The following is a 15,953-nucleotide window of genomic DNA, read 5'->3' on the forward strand; positions in this document are numbered from 1 at the left end:
CGCCTGTCCCTGCTTCCTCCCGTGTGTGGTGCCGGCGGGCGGCAAGTAGGGGGCGACACCCCGAGTCCCCTAACGGGGAGTCAGCGCGCACCCCCCAACGCGGAGTCGGAAGTGGGGGGACGCCACCCGCTGCCCGGGCGCGGAGGGGGCGGCTGGACTGCCGTCGCCAGCCGGCCGACGACGGGCGGCTCACGGACCCGGAGGACCTGCCATGACGAACGTCGCCAGTTCGCTGCTCGACTTCATCCTCGACCTCTTCCGCGACCCGGAGGCCGCCGAGGCCTACGCGGCCGACCCGACGGGCGCGCTCGCCGCCGCGGGCGTCGACGCCACCCCGGCCGAGGTCGACGACCTCATGCCGATGGTGGCCGGCTACGCGCCGGTCAGCTGGGGAGGTCACGGCGACCGCGGGCACGACGACGACGGCTACGGCCACTCCCACGACGCACACCACGGCCGGTCCGGCGGGTGCGACGACGACAGGCCGGGCCCCGCCCCGGCGCACGGCGGCGACGACGACCGGCCGAGCCCCGCCCCGGCCCGCGACCACGACCACGACGAGGCCGCCTGCGACACCGACGAGGACCACGGCGGCTGGCAGGGCGGCGGCGGGCACGCCCCGGCGCCGGCCCCGGCCGCCGGCAGCGAGACGGTCGTCATCACGCACCTGCAGAACATCTCGGTCACCTACACCGACGTGGACGTCGAGATCGACGCCTCGCACAGCATCTGGGTCAGCGGCGACGCGCAGGCGATCTTCGGTGACGACAACGTGGTGGTCGGTGGCGACGGCGTGGCGGCCGGCGACGACGCCGAGGACGTCGAGGTCGACAACAGCGAGACCACCGTCGACGTCTCCGACTCCGGCAACAGCTACGACGTCTCCGGTGACGGCAACTCCGTCGGCCACGGCAACACGACCGACAACTCCGACGAGTCGGTGCACGTGGACGACTCGGTGAACGGGTCGTTCAACGGCAACGACGTCACCGTCGGGGACGACAGCCCGATCGTCGAGGACTCGGCCGGGGTCGAGACCGGGGACGGCAGCGTCGTCGGCGGTGACCAGGTCGGCAGCGAGAACTCCGGCGGCACGAACACCACCGCCAACGACGGTGGCCAGGTCGGGGACGACGTCTCGGTGGACCTCGACAACGTCGGCAACGACTACTCCGAGACCGACAACTCGGTGGACCTGGACGACGTCGGCAACGACTACTCGGAGACCGACAACTCGGTGGACCTGGAGAACGTCGGCAACGACCACTCCGAGGAGACCTCGGTCGACCTGGACGACGTGGGCAACGACTACTCCGAGGACAACTCGGTCGACCTGGACGACGTCGGCAACGACTACTCCGAGGACAACGACGTCTTCTCCGAGGACAACGACGGGAACGGGTCGTTCAACGGCTCGCTGAACGACACCGTCGAGGACAACGACGACGTCGTGGTCGTCGCCGAGGTCGACGCCGGCGGTCACTGACCCGGACGCGCCCGGCCCCGGCGTCCAGCGCGCCGGGGCCGGGCTGCCTTCCGTCCGCAGTCGGGCCCGCAGTGGTATCACCGGGGCTCCGGAGGAGGTGGCAGTGGTCACACCAGAGCAGCTCGTCGACCGGGTGCTGGCGCTCGCCGAGGAGTGCGGGCGGCCCGACCTGCAGCGGCGGCTCACCCAGGCGCGGGGGAGGCACGCCTCGCCGGGCGTGCGCGTCCTGGTCCTGGGGGAGCCCAAGCAGGGCAAGAGCTCGCTGGTGAACGCGCTGACCGGGGTGCCGGTCTGTCCCGTCGCCGACGACGTCGCCACCGTCGTCCCCACGGTCGTGCGCAACGGGGCCGCCCCGCGGGCCACGCTGGTGCGGGCGGTGGGGCCGGCTCCCGCCCCGGGCGCCGAGGTCGTCACCGAGCGGGTGCCCGTCCCGGTCGAGACCGTCGCCGCGCGGGTCACCGGGCCCGGTGCCGAGCGGATCCTCCAGGCCGAGGTCGAGCTGCCCCGGCGACTGCTCGCCGGCGGTCTCGAGCTGGTCGACACCGCCGGCGTCGGCGGCCTCGGGGTGGTGGCGCACGCGCTGACCACCCTCGACCTGCTGCCCACCGCCGACGCCGTCCTGTTCGTCTCCGACGCCAGCCAGGAGTTCACCGCGCCGGAGATGGCCCTGCTCGAGCAGGCCTCCGCGCTGTGCCCGACGGTCGTCTGCGTCCTGACCAAGACCGACGCCTGCCCCGACTGGCGGCGGATCGCCGAGATCGACCGCGGGCACCTCGCCGCCCGGGGGTGCGACGCGCCGCTGTTCGCCGTCTCCTCGTCGCTGGCCCAGCTCGCGGTGCAGCACCGGGACCGCGAGCTGCACGAGGAGTCCGGCATCGCCGCCCTGGTCGGCCACCTGCAGGACGAGGTGGCCGGTCGGGCCGCGACGCTGGCCCGCCGCTCCCTCGTGCACGACCTCACCGCGGTGACCGGCCACCTGTCCCTGGCCCTGCGGAGCGAGCTGCGCAGCCTGGAGGACCCGGCGTCGCGGGAGGCGCTGCTGGCCGAGCTGGAGGAGGCCCGCACCGCGGTCGACGAGCAGCGGCGCCGCTCGTCGCGTTGGCAGCAGGTGCTCAACGACGGCGTCACCGACCTCATGGCGGACATCGACCACGACCTGCGGGACCGCTCCCGGGTCGTCGTCCGCGAGGCGGAGGAGGTCATCGCCGCCCGCGACCCGGGTCCGGCCTGGCCGGAGATCACCGCGTGGCTCGACGAGCGGATCGCCGCGGCGGTGGCCGACAGCTACGTCTGGGCCGAGCAGCGCTCCCGGTGGCTCGCCGAGCAGGTGGTGGACCAGGTGACCCGTGACGGCGGCGGTGCCGTCCCGGCCCTGGAGGTCGGCGCCGCGGGCGACGCGCTGGACGCCCTCGTCGCCGTCCCGGGCATCGACGACGGCTCCATGACCCTGCGCGAGCGGACGCTGATCGGGCTGCGCGGCTCCTACACCGGGGTGCTCATGACCGGCCTGGTCACCAGCCTGGCCGGGCTCGCCATCATCAACCCGATCTCCCTGGCCGCCGGCGTCGTGCTGGGCCGCAAGGCGTACAACGACGACGCCAGGCAGCGGCGGCAGCGGCGCGAGACCGAGGCGCGGACCGTGGTGCGGCGGCACCTCGACGAGGTGGTCTTCCAGGTCGGCAAGCACCTCAAGGACCGGCTGCGCACCGTGCAGCGGACGCTGCGGGACCTGGTCACCGACACCACCGACGAGACCGCCCGGACCCTCGCCGACGCGGTCAGGGCCGCCCAGCGGTCGGCCAAGGAGGCCACCGCGGACCACGACACCCGCGTCCGCCTCCTGCGCGCCCGCCTCGACCGGCTGGACCGGCTGGCCGGCGAGGTCGCCCGGCTGGACCGCACCCCGGTGCCCACCCCGTGACGGGGCCCGCCGCCCTCGACGACGTCCGGGCGCTCCTGGACGACGCGCTGACCCGCTGGGGCGGCGTGCCCGACGCCGCCGGCCGCCTGGCCGCCGCCCGCCGGCGCCTCGACGAGCCCCTGCGGGTGGCGATCGTCGGCCGGGTCAAGGCCGGCAAGTCGACCCTGCTCAACGCCCTCGTGGGTGCCCGGGTGGCCCCGACCGACGCCGGCGAGTGCACCCGGGTGGTCACCGAGTACCGGCACGGCGCCACGCCCCGCGTCGTGCTGCGCGGCCGGGACGGCGCGGCCCGCGACCTGCCGGTGCGCCGGGACGGTGGGGGGCTGCAGCTGGACCTGGCCGGTACCGCGCCCGAGGACGTCGCGACGCTCGTCGTCGACTGGCCGTCGCCGGACCTGCTGGCCGCCACGCTCGTCGACACCCCCGGCACCGGGTCGCTGTCGACGGGCACCAGCGACCGCACGCACGCCTTCCTCGGCACCGACGCGGGCCTCGCGGGCGCCGACGCGATCGTCCACCTGACCCGCCGGCCGCAGCCCGACGACCTGGCCGTCCTCAGCGCCTTCCAGGCCGCCACGGGCGCCACCGGGACCCTGACGACGACGATCACCGTGCTGTCCCGGGCCGACGAGCTCGGGGCGGGGCGCATCGACGCGCTGCACGCGGCCGAGGCGGCGGCCCGCCGGATGTCCGCGGACCCGGCGCTGCGGGCGGTCAGCTCGGCGGTCGTGCCGGTCGCCGGCCGGCTCGCGCTGGCCGGGCGGACCCTGCGGCACGGTGACCTGGTCGCCCTGCGGTCGCTGGCCGCCGCCGACCCGGCCGCGGTCACCGGCATGCTGCTCACCGCCGACCGGTTCTCGCGGCCGGAGACGCCCGTGCCGCTGTCGGCGGAGGTCCGGGCCGGCCTGCTCGACCGGCTGGGGCTGTTCGGGGTCCGCCTGTCGGTCGCCCTGGTCCGCGCCGGGATCGGCGACGCCGACGCGCTGGCCGCCGAGCTGCTGCGCCGCAGCGGCCTGGTCGAGCTGCAGCGGCTGCTGCACGTGCACTTCACCGCCCGCGGTGGGCCGGTGCGGGCCGCCGCCGCGCTGCGGCTGGTCGAGTCGCTGCTCGAGGAGCACCCGGTGGACGGGGCGGAGGCCGTGCGCGCGGAGGTCGAGCGGATCCGCCTGGCCGGGGACGACCTCGCGGAGCTGGCGTTGCTGGCCCGCACCCGCGCACCCGGCGGTCCCCTGCCGGCCGCGCTGGCCGCCGAGGGCGAGCGGCTGCTCGGCGCCACGGACACCACACCGGCCGCGCGGCTCGGGCTGCCCGCGGACACGCCCCCGGCGGCGCTGCGCACCGAGGCCCTGCAGGCGCTGCGGCGCTGGCGGGAGGCGGCGGCCGACCCGCTGGCCGACCGGGCGGCCGCGGACGCCGCCGACGTCGTCGTCCGGTCCGTCGAGGGGGTGCTGGCCGCCCTCGACGCGGCGCCCGGCTCAGCGGGCGCGGGACCAGGCCCGGGCGGAGCGGGTGAACAGCGGGACCGGGACCAGCAGGAACAGCCCGGCCGCCGCGATCAGCGCGACCCGGTCGAGGTCGGCGTCCCCCGCCGCGGTGCTCTGCGCCACGTCGAGGACCAGCAGGGTCGGTAGCAGGGCCGCCAGCAGCAGCCAGCGGGCCCACGCCCGGCGCCGCAGCGCGAGCGCCGTCCCGGCCGCCATGACGGCGGTGACCAGCCCGGTGGCGCCGACCACCGTCGCGATCGTCGCTGCGACGGCGTCGGCGACCTCCCCGGCCGACGCGGCCGGGTCACCGGCGGCCGCGGTCCCGGTCAGCCGCGCGTCGAGCGCCGCGCGGTCGAGGAGCATCGCCAGCACGCCGGCGACGGCGGCCAGCGCCGCGGCCCAGCACAGCAGGCCGGAGACCCGGACGGCGCGCGGGCGCGGCGGCACGGTCGGGGTCAGCGGGAGCGCGACCGAGCTCGTGAGCGGAGGGCGTGGGGGGAGCGGACGTCCCTGCGGGACCCCGGCGTGCCTGCGGGGGAGCGGTCGTTCCCCCGGAGCCGCCTCCGTCGTCCCCGCCGTCCGTGCCCCGTCCACGAGCTGCCCCTCCCCGTCGCGTGGGGGGAGGGTGTCACCGCACAGCGGTACCGCCGGGTCCCGCAACGGCCGGGCGGGACGGGACCCACCGTGTCTGTACCCGCAGCGATCCCACTGCAGCCCTCCGTGAACGGGGACGGGCCCCGCGATGCCGTCGGCCCGCCCGCGGGGCTCAGCGCCCGGTGAACCGCGGCGGGCGCTTGGCCAGGAACGCCTCGACCGCCTCGGCGTGGTCGGCAGTGCCGCCGAGCTCGGTCTGCAGCCGCGCCTCCAGCGCCAGCGTCTCCTCCAGCGAGTCGGTGGGCGCGCTCGCCAGCACCGTCTTGACCGCCCGGTAGGCCGCCGTCGGCCCCGTGGCCAGCCGCTCGGCCAGCGCCCTGGCCTCGTCCGCCACGCGGTCGGCCTCGACGACCCGGTGCACCAGACCCCACTGCAGCGCCGTCTCGGCGGGGAAGGCGTCGGGGAGCAGCAGCAGCTCGGTGGCGCGGGCGACGCCCACGCTGTGCACCAGCCGCGCGGCCAGGGCCGAGTCGCTGGACAGCCCGATGCCGGTGAACGCGGTCGTGAACTTCGCGCCCGCGGCGGCCACCCGCAGGTCGCCGGCCATCGCGAGCCCCAGCCCCGCGCCGGCGCAGGCGCCGTTGATCCCGACGACGACCGGCACCCGCAGCCCGGCCAGCGCCAGGACCAGCGGGTTGTACTCGTCCTCGACGACCGACAGCGAGCTCCCGGCGTCCCCGCGCAGCGACTCGACGTGCTCGGCGAGGTCCTGGCCCACGCAGAACGCCCGGCCGGTGCCGGTGACCAGCACCGCCCGCACCGACCCGTCGCCGGCGATCCCCTGCACCACCTCGAGCAGCTCCCGCCGCATCGCCCGGGAGATCCCCGGCCGCTGCAGCGTGACGGTCGCGACGCCGCCGGCGTCCTCGCGGGTCACGGTCGTGGTGGCGGTGGTCTCCGACATGCCGGTCACCCTGCCACGCCCGCCCCCGGCCGAGGGGGCCTCCCGCGGACGGGGGCCGGAACGATCGTGCGCGACGAGTAAGGTGTGCCTGCCCTCAGTCCGGTGACGGGGGACACCCCAACCCCGACAGATGGGTCAGCCATGGGCCAGGCGTTCGTCGCCAGCTACCTCATCGGCCTCCGCGAGGGCCTCGAGGCCACCCTGGTGGTCAGCATCCTCGTCGCGTACCTGGTCAAGAGCGGCCGCCGCCGCCAGCTGCTGCCGCTGTGGGCGGGCGTGGCCGCGGCCGTCGCCCTGTCGGTCCTGTTCGGCGCGCTGCTCACCTACACGCGGACGACGCTGCTGGCCGACTACCGCTCGCGCGAGCTGTTCGAGGCGATCACCTCGGTGCTGGCGGTCGCGCTGGTCACCTGGATGGTCTTCTGGATGCGCCGGACCGCCCGGAAGCTCAAGGGGGAGCTCACCGGGCAGCTCGAGCACGCGCTGGGCACGGGCACGCTCGCCGTCGCCGGCGTCGCCTTCCTGTCCGTCGTCCGCGAGGGCCTGGAGACGACGCTGCTGTTCTACGCGGCCGCCCAGGGCGCGACGACGTCGGCGACCCCGCTGGTGGCCATCTCCGCGGGCGTGCTCACCGCCGTCGTCGTCGGGATCGGCCTGTACGCGGGCGCCATCCGGATCGACCTGTCGCGGTTCTTCACCGTCAGCGGGGTGCTGCTGGTCCTCGTCGCGGCCGGGATCCTCAAGTACGGGGTCCACGACTTCCAGGAGGCCGGGGTGCTCCCGGGCCTGGATGTGCTCGCCTTCGACATCTCGGGCGTCCTGGACCCGAACAGCTGGTACGGCGCGGCGATCGCCGGGATCTTCAACGTCACCGCGGCCCCCACGGTGCTCGAGACGGTCGCGTACGTCGCCTACCTGGTGCCGGTGCTCGTCGCCTTCCTCTGGCCGGCCCGCACGCTGGCCGCCCCGAAGCCCTCCGGCGCCGACCCGGCCCGGACCCCCACCCAGCCGTCGGAGACCACCCAGCATGTCCGTGCGTGACCGCCGCCTCCCCCTGCTCACCGCCGGCCTGCTGGCCGCGCTGACCACCGCCGCCTGCTCGTCGGCCGACGGCGGCTCCGGCGCCGCGTCCGCCGGCGGGGAGGCGGCCGACACCGTCGCCGTCGCCGCCACCGACGACGCCTGCGACGTCGCCAGCAGCGAGCTGCCGGCCGGGACGCACAGCTTCGCGGTGACCAACTCCGGCGACCAGGTGACCGAGTTCTACGTCTACGCCGAGGGCGACCGGGTCATGGGCGAGGTGGAGAACATCGCGCCGGGCCTGACCCGCGAGCTGCTCGTCGAGCTGCCCGCCGGCAGCTACGAGACCGCCTGCAAGCCGGGCATGGTCGGCGACGGCATCCGCGGCGACCTCACCGTCACCGGCGAGGCCCGGTCGCTGTCGGAGGACGAGACCCTCGCCCAGGCGAGCGCGGACTACCAGCGCTACGTGCAGAGCCAGACCGGCGCGCTGCTCGAGCAGACCACCGCCTTCGTGGACGCGGTGGAGGCGGGCGACGTCGAGGGCGCCAAGGCGCTGTACCCGGTCGCGCGCACCTACTGGGAGCGGATCGAGCCGGTGGCCGAGGTCTTCGGCGACCTCGACCCGCTCATCGACGGCCGCGAGGGCGACCAGGCCGAGGGCGAGGACTTCACCGGCTTCCACCGCATCGAGCAGGCGCTGTGGGTCGGCGGCACGACCGAGGGCATGACCCCCTACGCCGACCAGCTGCTCGCGAACGTGCAGGAGGTCGTCGAGCTCGCCGACGACACGACGCTGGAGCCGCTGCAGCTGGCCAACGGCGCCAAGGCCCTCCTCGACGAGATCGCCACCGGCAAGATCACCGGCGAGGAGGACCGCTACTCGCACACCGACCTGTGGGACTTCGCCGCCAACCTCGAGGGCTCCGAGGCCGCCGTCCAGGCGCTGCGCCCCTACCTCGAGGAGGCCGACCCCGACCTGGTCGCGGAGATCGACGAGCGGTTCGCCGCCACCGAGGCCGAGCTCGGGCAGTACCGCACCGAGGGCGGCTGGACGCTGCACGACCAGCTCACTGAGGAGCAGCTCCGCGGCCTGTCCGACAGCATCACCGCGCTGTCGGAGTCGGTCAGCCAGGTCGCGGCGGTCGTCGCGGACCAGTGACCCGCGGCACACCGGCGCCGGGGACGCGCCGGTGTGCGCGGGACGTTGCGCCCTGCGAGACCGTCCCCGTCCCGAGGAAGCCATGACGGAGCCCACCGCCGACCAGCCGGCCGCGCCGCAGCGGCCGGGTCTGTCCCGCCGCCGCCTGCTGGGCACCCTCGGCGTCGGCACCGCCGGTGTCCTCGCCGCGGGCGCGGCCGGCGGCGTCGTCGGCCGGGCGACCGCCGAGGGCCCGGCGGGCGGAGCCCAGGCGGCCGGACCGGCCCCGACCGACGCGGTGCCCTTCCACGGCGAGCACCAGGCGGGGATCGTCACGCCCGCCCAGGACCGGCTGCACTTCGTCGCCCTCGACGTCACCACCGACAGCCGCGACGACCTCGTCGCGCTGCTGCGGGACTGGACCGAGGCCGCGCGGCGCATGACCGCGGGCCGGGACGCCGGACCGGTCGGCGCCGTCGACGGCGAGCGGTACGCCCCGCCGGACGACACCGGCGAGGCGATCGGCCTGCCGCCGTCCGGGCTGACGATCACCGTCGGCTTCGGGCCCACGCTGTTCACCACCGCCGACGGCCGCGACCGCTTCGGCCTCGCCGCCCGCCGGCCCGCGCCGCTGGTCGAGCTGCCGTCGTTCCCCGGCGACCAGGTCGACCCCGCGATCAGCGGCGGTGACCTGTGCCTCCAGGCCTGCGCCAACGACCCGCAGGTCGCCGTCCACGCCGTCCGCAACCTGGTGCGCATCGGCGCCGGGGTGGTCAGCGTGCGCTGGTCGCAGCTGGGCTTCGGCCGGACGTCGTCGACCAGCACCGGCCAGGCCACCCCGCGCAACCTGTTCGGGTTCAAGGACGGCACCGCCAACCTCAAGGCCGAGAACGGCAGCGCGCTGGACCGGTTCGTGTGGGTCGGCGACGACGACGGCGAGGGGGGCCGGGCGGACTGGCTGCGCGGCGGCTCCTACCTGGTCACGCGGCGGATCCGGATGCTGGTCGAGCCGTGGGACAGCTCCTCGCTGGACGAGCAGCAGCGCACCATCGGCCGCACCAAGGGGAGCGGGGCACCGCTCGGCCAGCGCGCGGAGTTCGACCCGGTCGACTTCACGGAGCAGGTCGACGGCGAGTTCGCGATCCCCGAGACCAGCCACGTCTTCCTCGCCCACCCGACCAACTCCGGGACGGCGATCCTGCGGCGCGGCTACAGCTTCGTCGACGGCTCCGACGGCCTGGGCCGGCTCGACGCCGGGCTGTTCTTCATCGCCTTCCAGCGGAACCCGGAGACCGGCTTCGTGCAGGTGCAGCGCAACCTGCGGACGGACGCGATGAACGAGTACGTCCGGCACACGTCGTCGGCGGTGTTCGCCTGCCCGCCCGGCGTCCGCGGCGACGCCGACTGGTGGGGCCGCGCCCTCTTCGAGTCCGCCTGAGCCGGCCGGCCACCGGCGTGTCACCGGGGCGTCGTCGGCGCGTCGCCGTGTCGATGCCGAGCCGTGACGCACGGGACTCCCCGGACGGGTGGGACTGCTGGGAGGATGTGTGGTCTCGGAAGGACCGGGCACCTCCGCGGACGAGGACCGGTACGCCGGGACGGACGGCGTCGGCAGCAGGGCCGGCAGGGATGGGAGAGGTCCCGTGGTGGAACCGGGTCGCCGGATGCTCGGTGACCGCTACGAACTCTCCCGGCTCATCGCCGCCGGTGGCATGGGCCAGGTCTGGCGCGGCACCGACGTGCTGCTGCACCGCCCGGTCGCGGTCAAGGTCCTGCGCAGCGAGTACACCGGCGACCCGACGTTCCTCGCCCGCTTCCGCGCCGAGGCCCAGCACGCCGCGGCGCTGAACCACCCGAACATCGCGGCGGTCTACGACTACGGCGAGACCACGGCACGGGACACGGCCGGGGACACCGGCGAGACACTCGCCTACCTGGTCATGGAGCTGGTCGAGGGCCAGCCGCTGTCGGCGCTGCTGCGCCGCGAGGGCCGGCTGGACACCTCCACCACCCTGTCGGTGCTCGGCCAGACCGCCGCCGCGCTGTCCGAGGCGCACCGCGCCGGGCTGGTGCACCGCGACGTCAAGCCCGGCAACATCCTCGTCCGCGCCGACGGCAGCGTGAAGATCACCGACTTCGGCATCGCCTGGTCGGCCGGCAGCGTCCCGCTCACCCAGACCGGCCAGGTCATCGGCACGCCGCAGTACCTCTCGCCGGAGCAGGCCGAGGGGCACCTGGCCACCCCGGCCAGCGACGTCTACGCCCTCGGCCTGGTCGGCTACGAGTGCCTCACCGGGCACCCCGCCTTCGACGGCGACAACGCGGTCACCATCGCGCTCAAGCAGCTGCGCTCGGACCCCGAGCCGCTGCCGGACACGCTGCCCCGCGACGTCCGCACCCTCATCCGCCGCGCGCTGGCCAAGGACCCGGCCGCCCGCATGCCCGACGGCGCCGCGTTCGTCGCCGCGGTCGAGGACGCCCGCGCCGGGCGGCTGCCGGACCTCGAGCCACCGGCACCGGCACCGGCACCGGCACCGGCACCGGCGCCCGCGCCCGTCCCGGCCGCCGCGCCGGCCGGAGTGGCGGTTGCCGCCGTCCCGGTCGCCGTCGACGCCGGCCCGCCCACCCAGGCCGCCCCCGGCCCGTCCGGCGTGCTCCCCGGCCCGGGCGGGCCGCGGCGCAGCAGCCCCCCGCCACCGCCCCGCCACCGGGTCGCGGCGGTCCTGGTCCCGCTGCTGGCGCTGCTGCTGGGCGCCGGGCTGGCCGGCGTCGTCTTCACCGCCCTGGGCGACGACCCCGGCTCCCCGACCGTCGTCGCCGCGCAGACCCGCGACAGCGAGGACGGCGTGGTGCTCGAGGCCGGTGACTACGTCGGCCGGCCGATCGACGACGTCGCCACCCAGCTGTCCGCGCTGGGCCTGGGCGTGGAGCGGCGCGAGCAGGTGACCGGGTCCGCGGTCCCGGGCCGGGTGCTCGGCGTCTCGCCCGAGGGCGTGCGCCTCGAGCCCGGCGACGACGTCGTCGTCACCTTCGCCGTCGCGCCGGCCGGTGGCCGCGGCTCCCGGCCGGCGCCCACGGGGCAGGGTGGCGACGGCGGCGTCTCGGCCGTGACCGGCGACAGCACGCCCGGCACGGTGGTCGAGCCGGTCCCGCCCGCGACGGACCCGGCTCCGGGGACGGCGGTCCCGGAGCCGACCGAGGCCGCGACCCCGACCACGACCACCGCGCCCGGCTCGTCCGCGACCGGCTCCCCGTCGGACACGACGACCACCACGCCGGCGACGCCCACCGGCACCACCGCCACGAGCTCGAGCACCCCGACGTCGTCGTCGCCGGTGACCGGCACCGCCGGGACGACGAGCGGGACCACCTCCGCCGCGGGAGACTCCACCAGCCGCTGATCCGGAACCGAGGAGGTGCGATGCACGGCAGGCCTGCACGTCGCGTCGTCGCCGGCCGCTACGAGCTGCTGGGCCTCCTCGCCACCGGCGGCATGGGCCAGGTCTGGCGCGCCCGGGACGCCCTGCTGGACCGGCCGGTCGCGGTCAAGCTGCTGCGCAGCGAGTACGTCGAGGACGAGACCGTCCGCACCCGGTTCCGCACCGAGGCGCGCCTGGCCGGCCGGCTGCTGCACCGCAACATCGCCGCGCTGCACGACTACGGCGAGGTGGTGACCGAGGACGGCGAGGTCTGCGCCCACCTGGTGATGGAGCTCGTCGACGGCGAGCCGCTGTCGGCGCTGCTCGCCCGCGAGGGGCGGCTGCCGGCGGAGCGGGTGCTGGACCTGGTGGGGCAGACCGCCGCCGCCCTGGCCGCCGCGCACGCCGCCGGCGTGGTGCACCGCGACGTCAAGCCGGGCAACGTGCTGGTCGGCTACGACGGCGTGGTCCGGATCACCGACTTCGGCATCGCCTGGTCGGCGGGCAGCGCCCCGCTGACGCGCACCGGCCAGGTGGTCGGCACCGCCCACTACCTCTCGCCCGAGCAGGCGGCCGGCGGCAAGGCGGGGCCCACCAGCGACGTCTACGCGCTCGGGATGGTCGCCTACGAGTGCCTGGCCGGGCGGCGGGCCTTCGACGGCGAGCACCCGGTGCAGATCGCGCTGCGGCAGATCCGCGACGAGCCGGACCCGCTGCCCCGTGACGTGCCGGAGCCGGTGCGGGAGCTGGTGGCGCGGATGCTGGCCAAGGACCCCGCCGGCCGGCTCGCCGACGGCGCGGCGGTGTGCCGGGCGGTGGAGACCGTCCGCGCCGGCCGCCCGCTGCCGCCGGCGCCGCCACCGGTCACCGCGCCGCTGCCGCCCGTGGTGTCCCCGCGGGCCGTGTCCCCGCCGGCCGTGTCCCCGCCGGCCGTGGCCGCCGCTCCCGCACCGCGCCGCAGGGCCGGGCGGGTCCTCACCGGCATGGCGACCCTCGCGGTCGGCGCCGCCCTCGGGGTCGGCGTGCTGGAGGTGACCGCGCCGGGGTCCTCGCCGGTGCCGGCGGCCGAGGCGGGGTCCCCGGCGGACGCGGGCACCGACGTGCGGCGGGTGGACCTGGTCGGCCGGTCCGCCGACGAGGTGGAGGAGCAGCTGGTCGCGGCCGGGCTGAGGGTCCGCCGGGTGGTGGTGGAGACCGCCGACGCGGCCCCGGGCGTCGTCACCGGGGCGACCCCGGTCGGGCGGCTGACGCCGGGGGAGACGGTCACGCTGACGGTGGCCGCGGCGGTGTCCCGGCCCGAGTCCGGGCCGTGGTCCCCGCCACCGTCGTCGCCGCCGTCGTCGCCGCCGTCACAGCCGCCCTCGTCGCCGTGGCCCTCCACGCCGTCCTGGGCGGTGGACTCCGCCCCGGTCACGGAGGTGGCCGAGCCGGTGACGCCCGCCGCGCCGGAGCCGGACCCCGTCCCGCCGCCGGCGGCCGGGGACGAGGCGGACGCCCAGGACCCCGGCGAGGGGGACGGCGACGGCGAGGTGGACGGCGACGGCGGGGGGAACGGGAACGCCGGCGGCAACGGACGGGGCAACGGACGGGGCCGCGTCCGCTGAGCCGCCGGCGTCCGGTCAGCGACGGCGGCCGGGCACCAGCCAGGCGGCGAGGGCCACGGCCCCCAGTGCGGCGGTGAGCAGGAAGCCGCGGTCGGTGTCGGCGTGGGGGAGGACGACGAGCACCCAGAAGACCGCCAGGCCGGCGGCCCCGCCGAGCGCCAGCCGCTCCGCGGTGAGGGGGCCCAGCCGCAGCGCCGGCACCAGCCGCGACAGCGCGGCCGCGCCGCCGAGCAGCGCGCAGACGGTGGCGAACGCCGCCCACGCCGGGACCTGACCCCACAGCGGCGGGCCGTCCAGGCGCAGCGCGAGCCCGAGCTCGAGCAGCACGAGGCCGAGCCCCGCCAGGCCGGCGGCGGCCAGCGCGGCGCGGTCGCGGGACCGGCGCGGCGCCCGGGGGCGCGCCGGCTTCCCGGGCCGGGCGGCCAGGGCCTCCTGCGCCTCGGCGGCCGCCGGCGGGGGCACCGGCGGGGCGCCGAGCAGCGAGTCCAGCGGGCCCGTGGGCTGCGGCCCGGTCGGCTGGTAGCCGGCGGGCGCGTGGTGGACGGGCGCGTGGTGGACGGGCTCGTGGTGGACGGGCTCGTGGTGGGCCGGTGTGTGGTGCACCGGCTCGTGGTGGAGCGGCGCGTGGTGGGACGGCTGGTGGTGGGCGGGCTCCGGCGTCGCTGCCGGCTGGGGCGTGGTCACCGGGTACGCGGGCGCCGGCAGGACCGACGGCGGCACGGCGGGCGCGCCCGGGTGTCCGGCGAGACCCGCGGCCGTCGCACCCTCCCCGGTGGTGGGGATCTGCTGCGTGCGCGGGCCGGCCGGCGGGGGCGAGGTGGTCACGGGTGCTCTCTCCTCCTGGGACGCGGGCGACCGGTCCCGCACGGGGTGGGACCGGTCCTCCCCGCACGCTAGCGGCGGTCCGCGCCCGGCCCGGGGAGGTGCGACGGCGGGTCCGGCGGTCCGCCTCGCACCCGGCGGGGAGGACGTCGTCCTCCTAGGGTCGGGCGGGTGGGCACGCGCGCGGGCATCGTCGTCACCGGCACCGAGGTCCTGACCGGCCGGGTCGCCGACCGCAACGGGCCGTGGCTCGCCGAGCAGCTGCGGCAGGCCGGCGTCGACGTGGGCTCGGTCCTCGTCGTGGGCGACCGGCCCGACGACGTGCGCGGCGCGCTGGCCTGGTTCGCCTCCTCCGGCGTCGAGCTGGTGATCACGACGGGCGGCCTCGGGCCCACCGCCGACGACCTCACCGCCGCCGTCGTGGGCGAGGTGCAGGGCAGGCCGCTGGACGTCGACCCGGAGCTGGAGCAGCGCGTCGCCGCCGTCGTCGAGCGGCTGATGGCCCGCCGCGGCTGGCGGTCGGACCCCGAGGCGACCGCGGCCGGCGTCCGCAAGCAGGCGATGGTGCCCGCCGGCGCCACCGTGCTGGAGCCGGTGGGGACGGCGCCGGGCCTCGTCGTCCCGCCCGCCGACGGCCGCACCGGGCCGGTCGTCGTCGTCCTGCCCGGGCCGCCGTCGGAGCTGCAGGGGATGTGGCCGGCGGCGCTGGCGGCCGGGCCGGTGCAGGAGGTGCTGGCCGGGGCGAGGGAGCTCCGCCAGGAGACGATCCGGCTCTGGGGGACGCTGGAGGCGCAGCTGGCCGCCACCCTCCGGGAGCACGAGCACGAGCTCGGCGGGCTGGAGGTCACCACCTGCCTGCGCGAGGGCGAGCTGGAGATCGTCACGCGCTTCGCGCCCGAGGCGCAGCCCGCGTACGACCGGCTGGCCGCCGTGCTGACCGAGACGTTCGCCGCGACGCTGTTCTCGACCGGGCCCACCCTCGACGAGCTGGTGGCCGGTGCGCTCGCCGACCAGGGCCTGACGATCGCCACCGCCGAGTCCTGCACCGGCGGGCTGCTGGTCGCCCGGCTCATCGAGCGGGCCGGGTCCTCGGCCTACGTGCTCGGCGGGATCACCTCGTACGCGAACTCGGCGAAGGAGCAGCTGGTCGGGGTGCCGGGGGAGGTGCTCGCCGAGTACGGCGCGGTGAGCCCGCAGGTGGCGCTGGCGCTGGCCGAGGGGGCGCGGGCACGGTTCGGGGCCGACGTCGGCGTCGGGGTCACCGGCATCGCCGGGCCCGGCGGCGGGACGCCGGACAAGCCCGTGGGCACCGTGCACCTGTGCGCCGTCGGCCCGGTGGGCCAGCAGGCGCGGTCGGTGCGGCTGCGCGGCTCGCGGACGGCGGTGCGCGAGCGCTCCGTCGTCCTCGCGATGCACATGCTGCGCCAGCTGCTGCTCGGCGGCCCGCCGGCCTGACCGTGCCGCCGTCCGCGGTGCGTGCGGCGGGTCCGTCGCGGGC

General features: G+C 77.0%; 11 protein-coding genes. 9 read left to right on the forward strand and 2 right to left on the reverse strand.

The window, feature by feature from the left end:
- The first annotated feature begins 211 nt into the window (after nt 1–211).
- From ACFO3M_RS11310 to ACFO3M_RS11320, 3 genes are all read left to right on the forward strand, one after another.
- Nucleotides 212–1,486, forward strand: a complete 1,275-nt coding sequence (locus ACFO3M_RS11310; protein WP_387988688.1) for an IniB N-terminal domain-containing protein — start codon at nt 212–214, stop codon at nt 1,484–1,486.
- 103 nt (nt 1,487–1,589) lie between these two features.
- Nucleotides 1,590–3,407 carry a dynamin family protein gene (locus tag ACFO3M_RS11315; protein WP_387988689.1) on the forward strand — a complete coding sequence of 606 codons (1,818 nt, stop codon included), beginning with the start codon at nt 1,590–1,592 and terminating at the stop codon, nt 3,405–3,407.
- Nucleotides 3,404–5,038 carry a dynamin family protein gene (locus tag ACFO3M_RS11320; RefSeq protein WP_387988690.1) on the forward strand — a complete coding sequence of 545 codons (1,635 nt, stop codon included), beginning with the start codon at nt 3,404–3,406 and terminating at the stop codon, nt 5,036–5,038. The genes ACFO3M_RS11315 and ACFO3M_RS11320 overlap by 4 nt, the downstream gene beginning before the upstream one ends.
- A gap of 619 nt (nt 5,039–5,657) precedes the next feature.
- On the opposite strand, the gene ACFO3M_RS11325 is transcribed toward ACFO3M_RS11320, so the two are convergent.
- Nucleotides 5,658–6,449, reverse strand: a complete 792-nt coding sequence (locus tag ACFO3M_RS11325; RefSeq protein WP_387988691.1) for an enoyl-CoA hydratase-related protein — start codon at nt 6,447–6,449, stop codon at nt 5,658–5,660.
- Between the two features lie 141 nt (nt 6,450–6,590).
- Here ACFO3M_RS11325 and efeU point away from each other — a divergent pair, with 141 nt between their 5' ends.
- The 5 genes from efeU to ACFO3M_RS11350 all read left to right on the forward strand — a co-directional run bounded on the left by efeU (nt 6,591) and on the right by ACFO3M_RS11350 (nt 13,633).
- Complete coding sequence (gene efeU / locus ACFO3M_RS11330) at nt 6,591–7,490, forward strand: iron uptake transporter permease EfeU (protein ID WP_387988692.1); 900 nt, start codon at nt 6,591–6,593, stop codon at nt 7,488–7,490.
- Entirely contained in the window at nt 7,477–8,631 is a 1,155-nt protein-coding gene (gene efeO / locus ACFO3M_RS11335; RefSeq protein WP_387988693.1) for an iron uptake system protein EfeO, read from the forward strand. Before efeU ends, efeO begins: the two co-directional genes overlap by 14 nt.
- Nucleotides 8,632–8,713: 82 nt before the next feature.
- Nucleotides 8,714–10,048, forward strand: a complete 1,335-nt coding sequence (gene efeB, locus ACFO3M_RS11340) for an iron uptake transporter deferrochelatase/peroxidase subunit (RefSeq protein WP_387988694.1) — start codon at nt 8,714–8,716, stop codon at nt 10,046–10,048.
- Nucleotides 10,049–10,253: 205 nt separating this feature from the next.
- Nucleotides 10,254–12,011, forward strand: coding sequence for a serine/threonine protein kinase (locus ACFO3M_RS11345; protein ID WP_387988695.1), 1,758 nt, complete (start codon nt 10,254–10,256; stop codon nt 12,009–12,011).
- A 20-nt stretch (nt 12,012–12,031) separates the two neighbouring features.
- Nucleotides 12,032–13,633, forward strand: a complete 1,602-nt coding sequence (locus ACFO3M_RS11350; protein ID WP_387988696.1) for a serine/threonine protein kinase — start codon at nt 12,032–12,034, stop codon at nt 13,631–13,633.
- 15 nt (nt 13,634–13,648) lie between these two features.
- Here the strand turns inward: ACFO3M_RS11350 and ACFO3M_RS11355 are convergent, their stop codons facing one another.
- Nucleotides 13,649–14,458 (reverse strand): hypothetical protein, encoded by an 810-nt coding sequence (locus ACFO3M_RS11355; protein ID WP_387988697.1) that lies wholly within the window; start codon nt 14,456–14,458, stop codon nt 13,649–13,651.
- Nucleotides 14,459–14,626: 168 nt separating this feature from the next.
- Here ACFO3M_RS11355 and ACFO3M_RS11360 point away from each other — a divergent pair, with 168 nt between their 5' ends.
- A complete protein-coding gene (locus ACFO3M_RS11360) occupies nt 14,627–15,910 on the forward strand; it encodes a competence/damage-inducible protein A (RefSeq protein WP_387988698.1) in 1,284 nt (427 codons plus the stop codon).
- Nucleotides 15,911–15,953: the final 43 nt, after the last annotated feature.

Source organism: Geodermatophilus arenarius, assembly GCF_042654585.1.
GTDB classification, from domain to species: domain Bacteria; phylum Actinomycetota; class Actinomycetes; order Mycobacteriales; family Geodermatophilaceae; genus Geodermatophilus; species Geodermatophilus arenarius.

Coding starts and splice junctions, on each gene's coding strand:
- ACFO3M_RS11350 (WP_387988696.1), top strand. CDS start 12,032: ATGCACGGCAGGCCTGCACGTCGCGTCGTCGCCGGCCGCTACGAGCTG.
- ACFO3M_RS11325 (WP_387988691.1), bottom strand. CDS start 6,449: ATGTCGGAGACCACCGCCACCACGACCGTGACCCGCGAGGACGCCGGC.
- ACFO3M_RS11310 (WP_387988688.1), top strand. CDS start 212: ATGACGAACGTCGCCAGTTCGCTGCTCGACTTCATCCTCGACCTCTTC.
- efeO (WP_387988693.1), top strand. CDS start 7,477: ATGTCCGTGCGTGACCGCCGCCTCCCCCTGCTCACCGCCGGCCTGCTG.
- efeU (WP_387988692.1), top strand. CDS start 6,591: ATGGGCCAGGCGTTCGTCGCCAGCTACCTCATCGGCCTCCGCGAGGGC.
- efeB (WP_387988694.1), top strand. CDS start 8,714: ATGACGGAGCCCACCGCCGACCAGCCGGCCGCGCCGCAGCGGCCGGGT.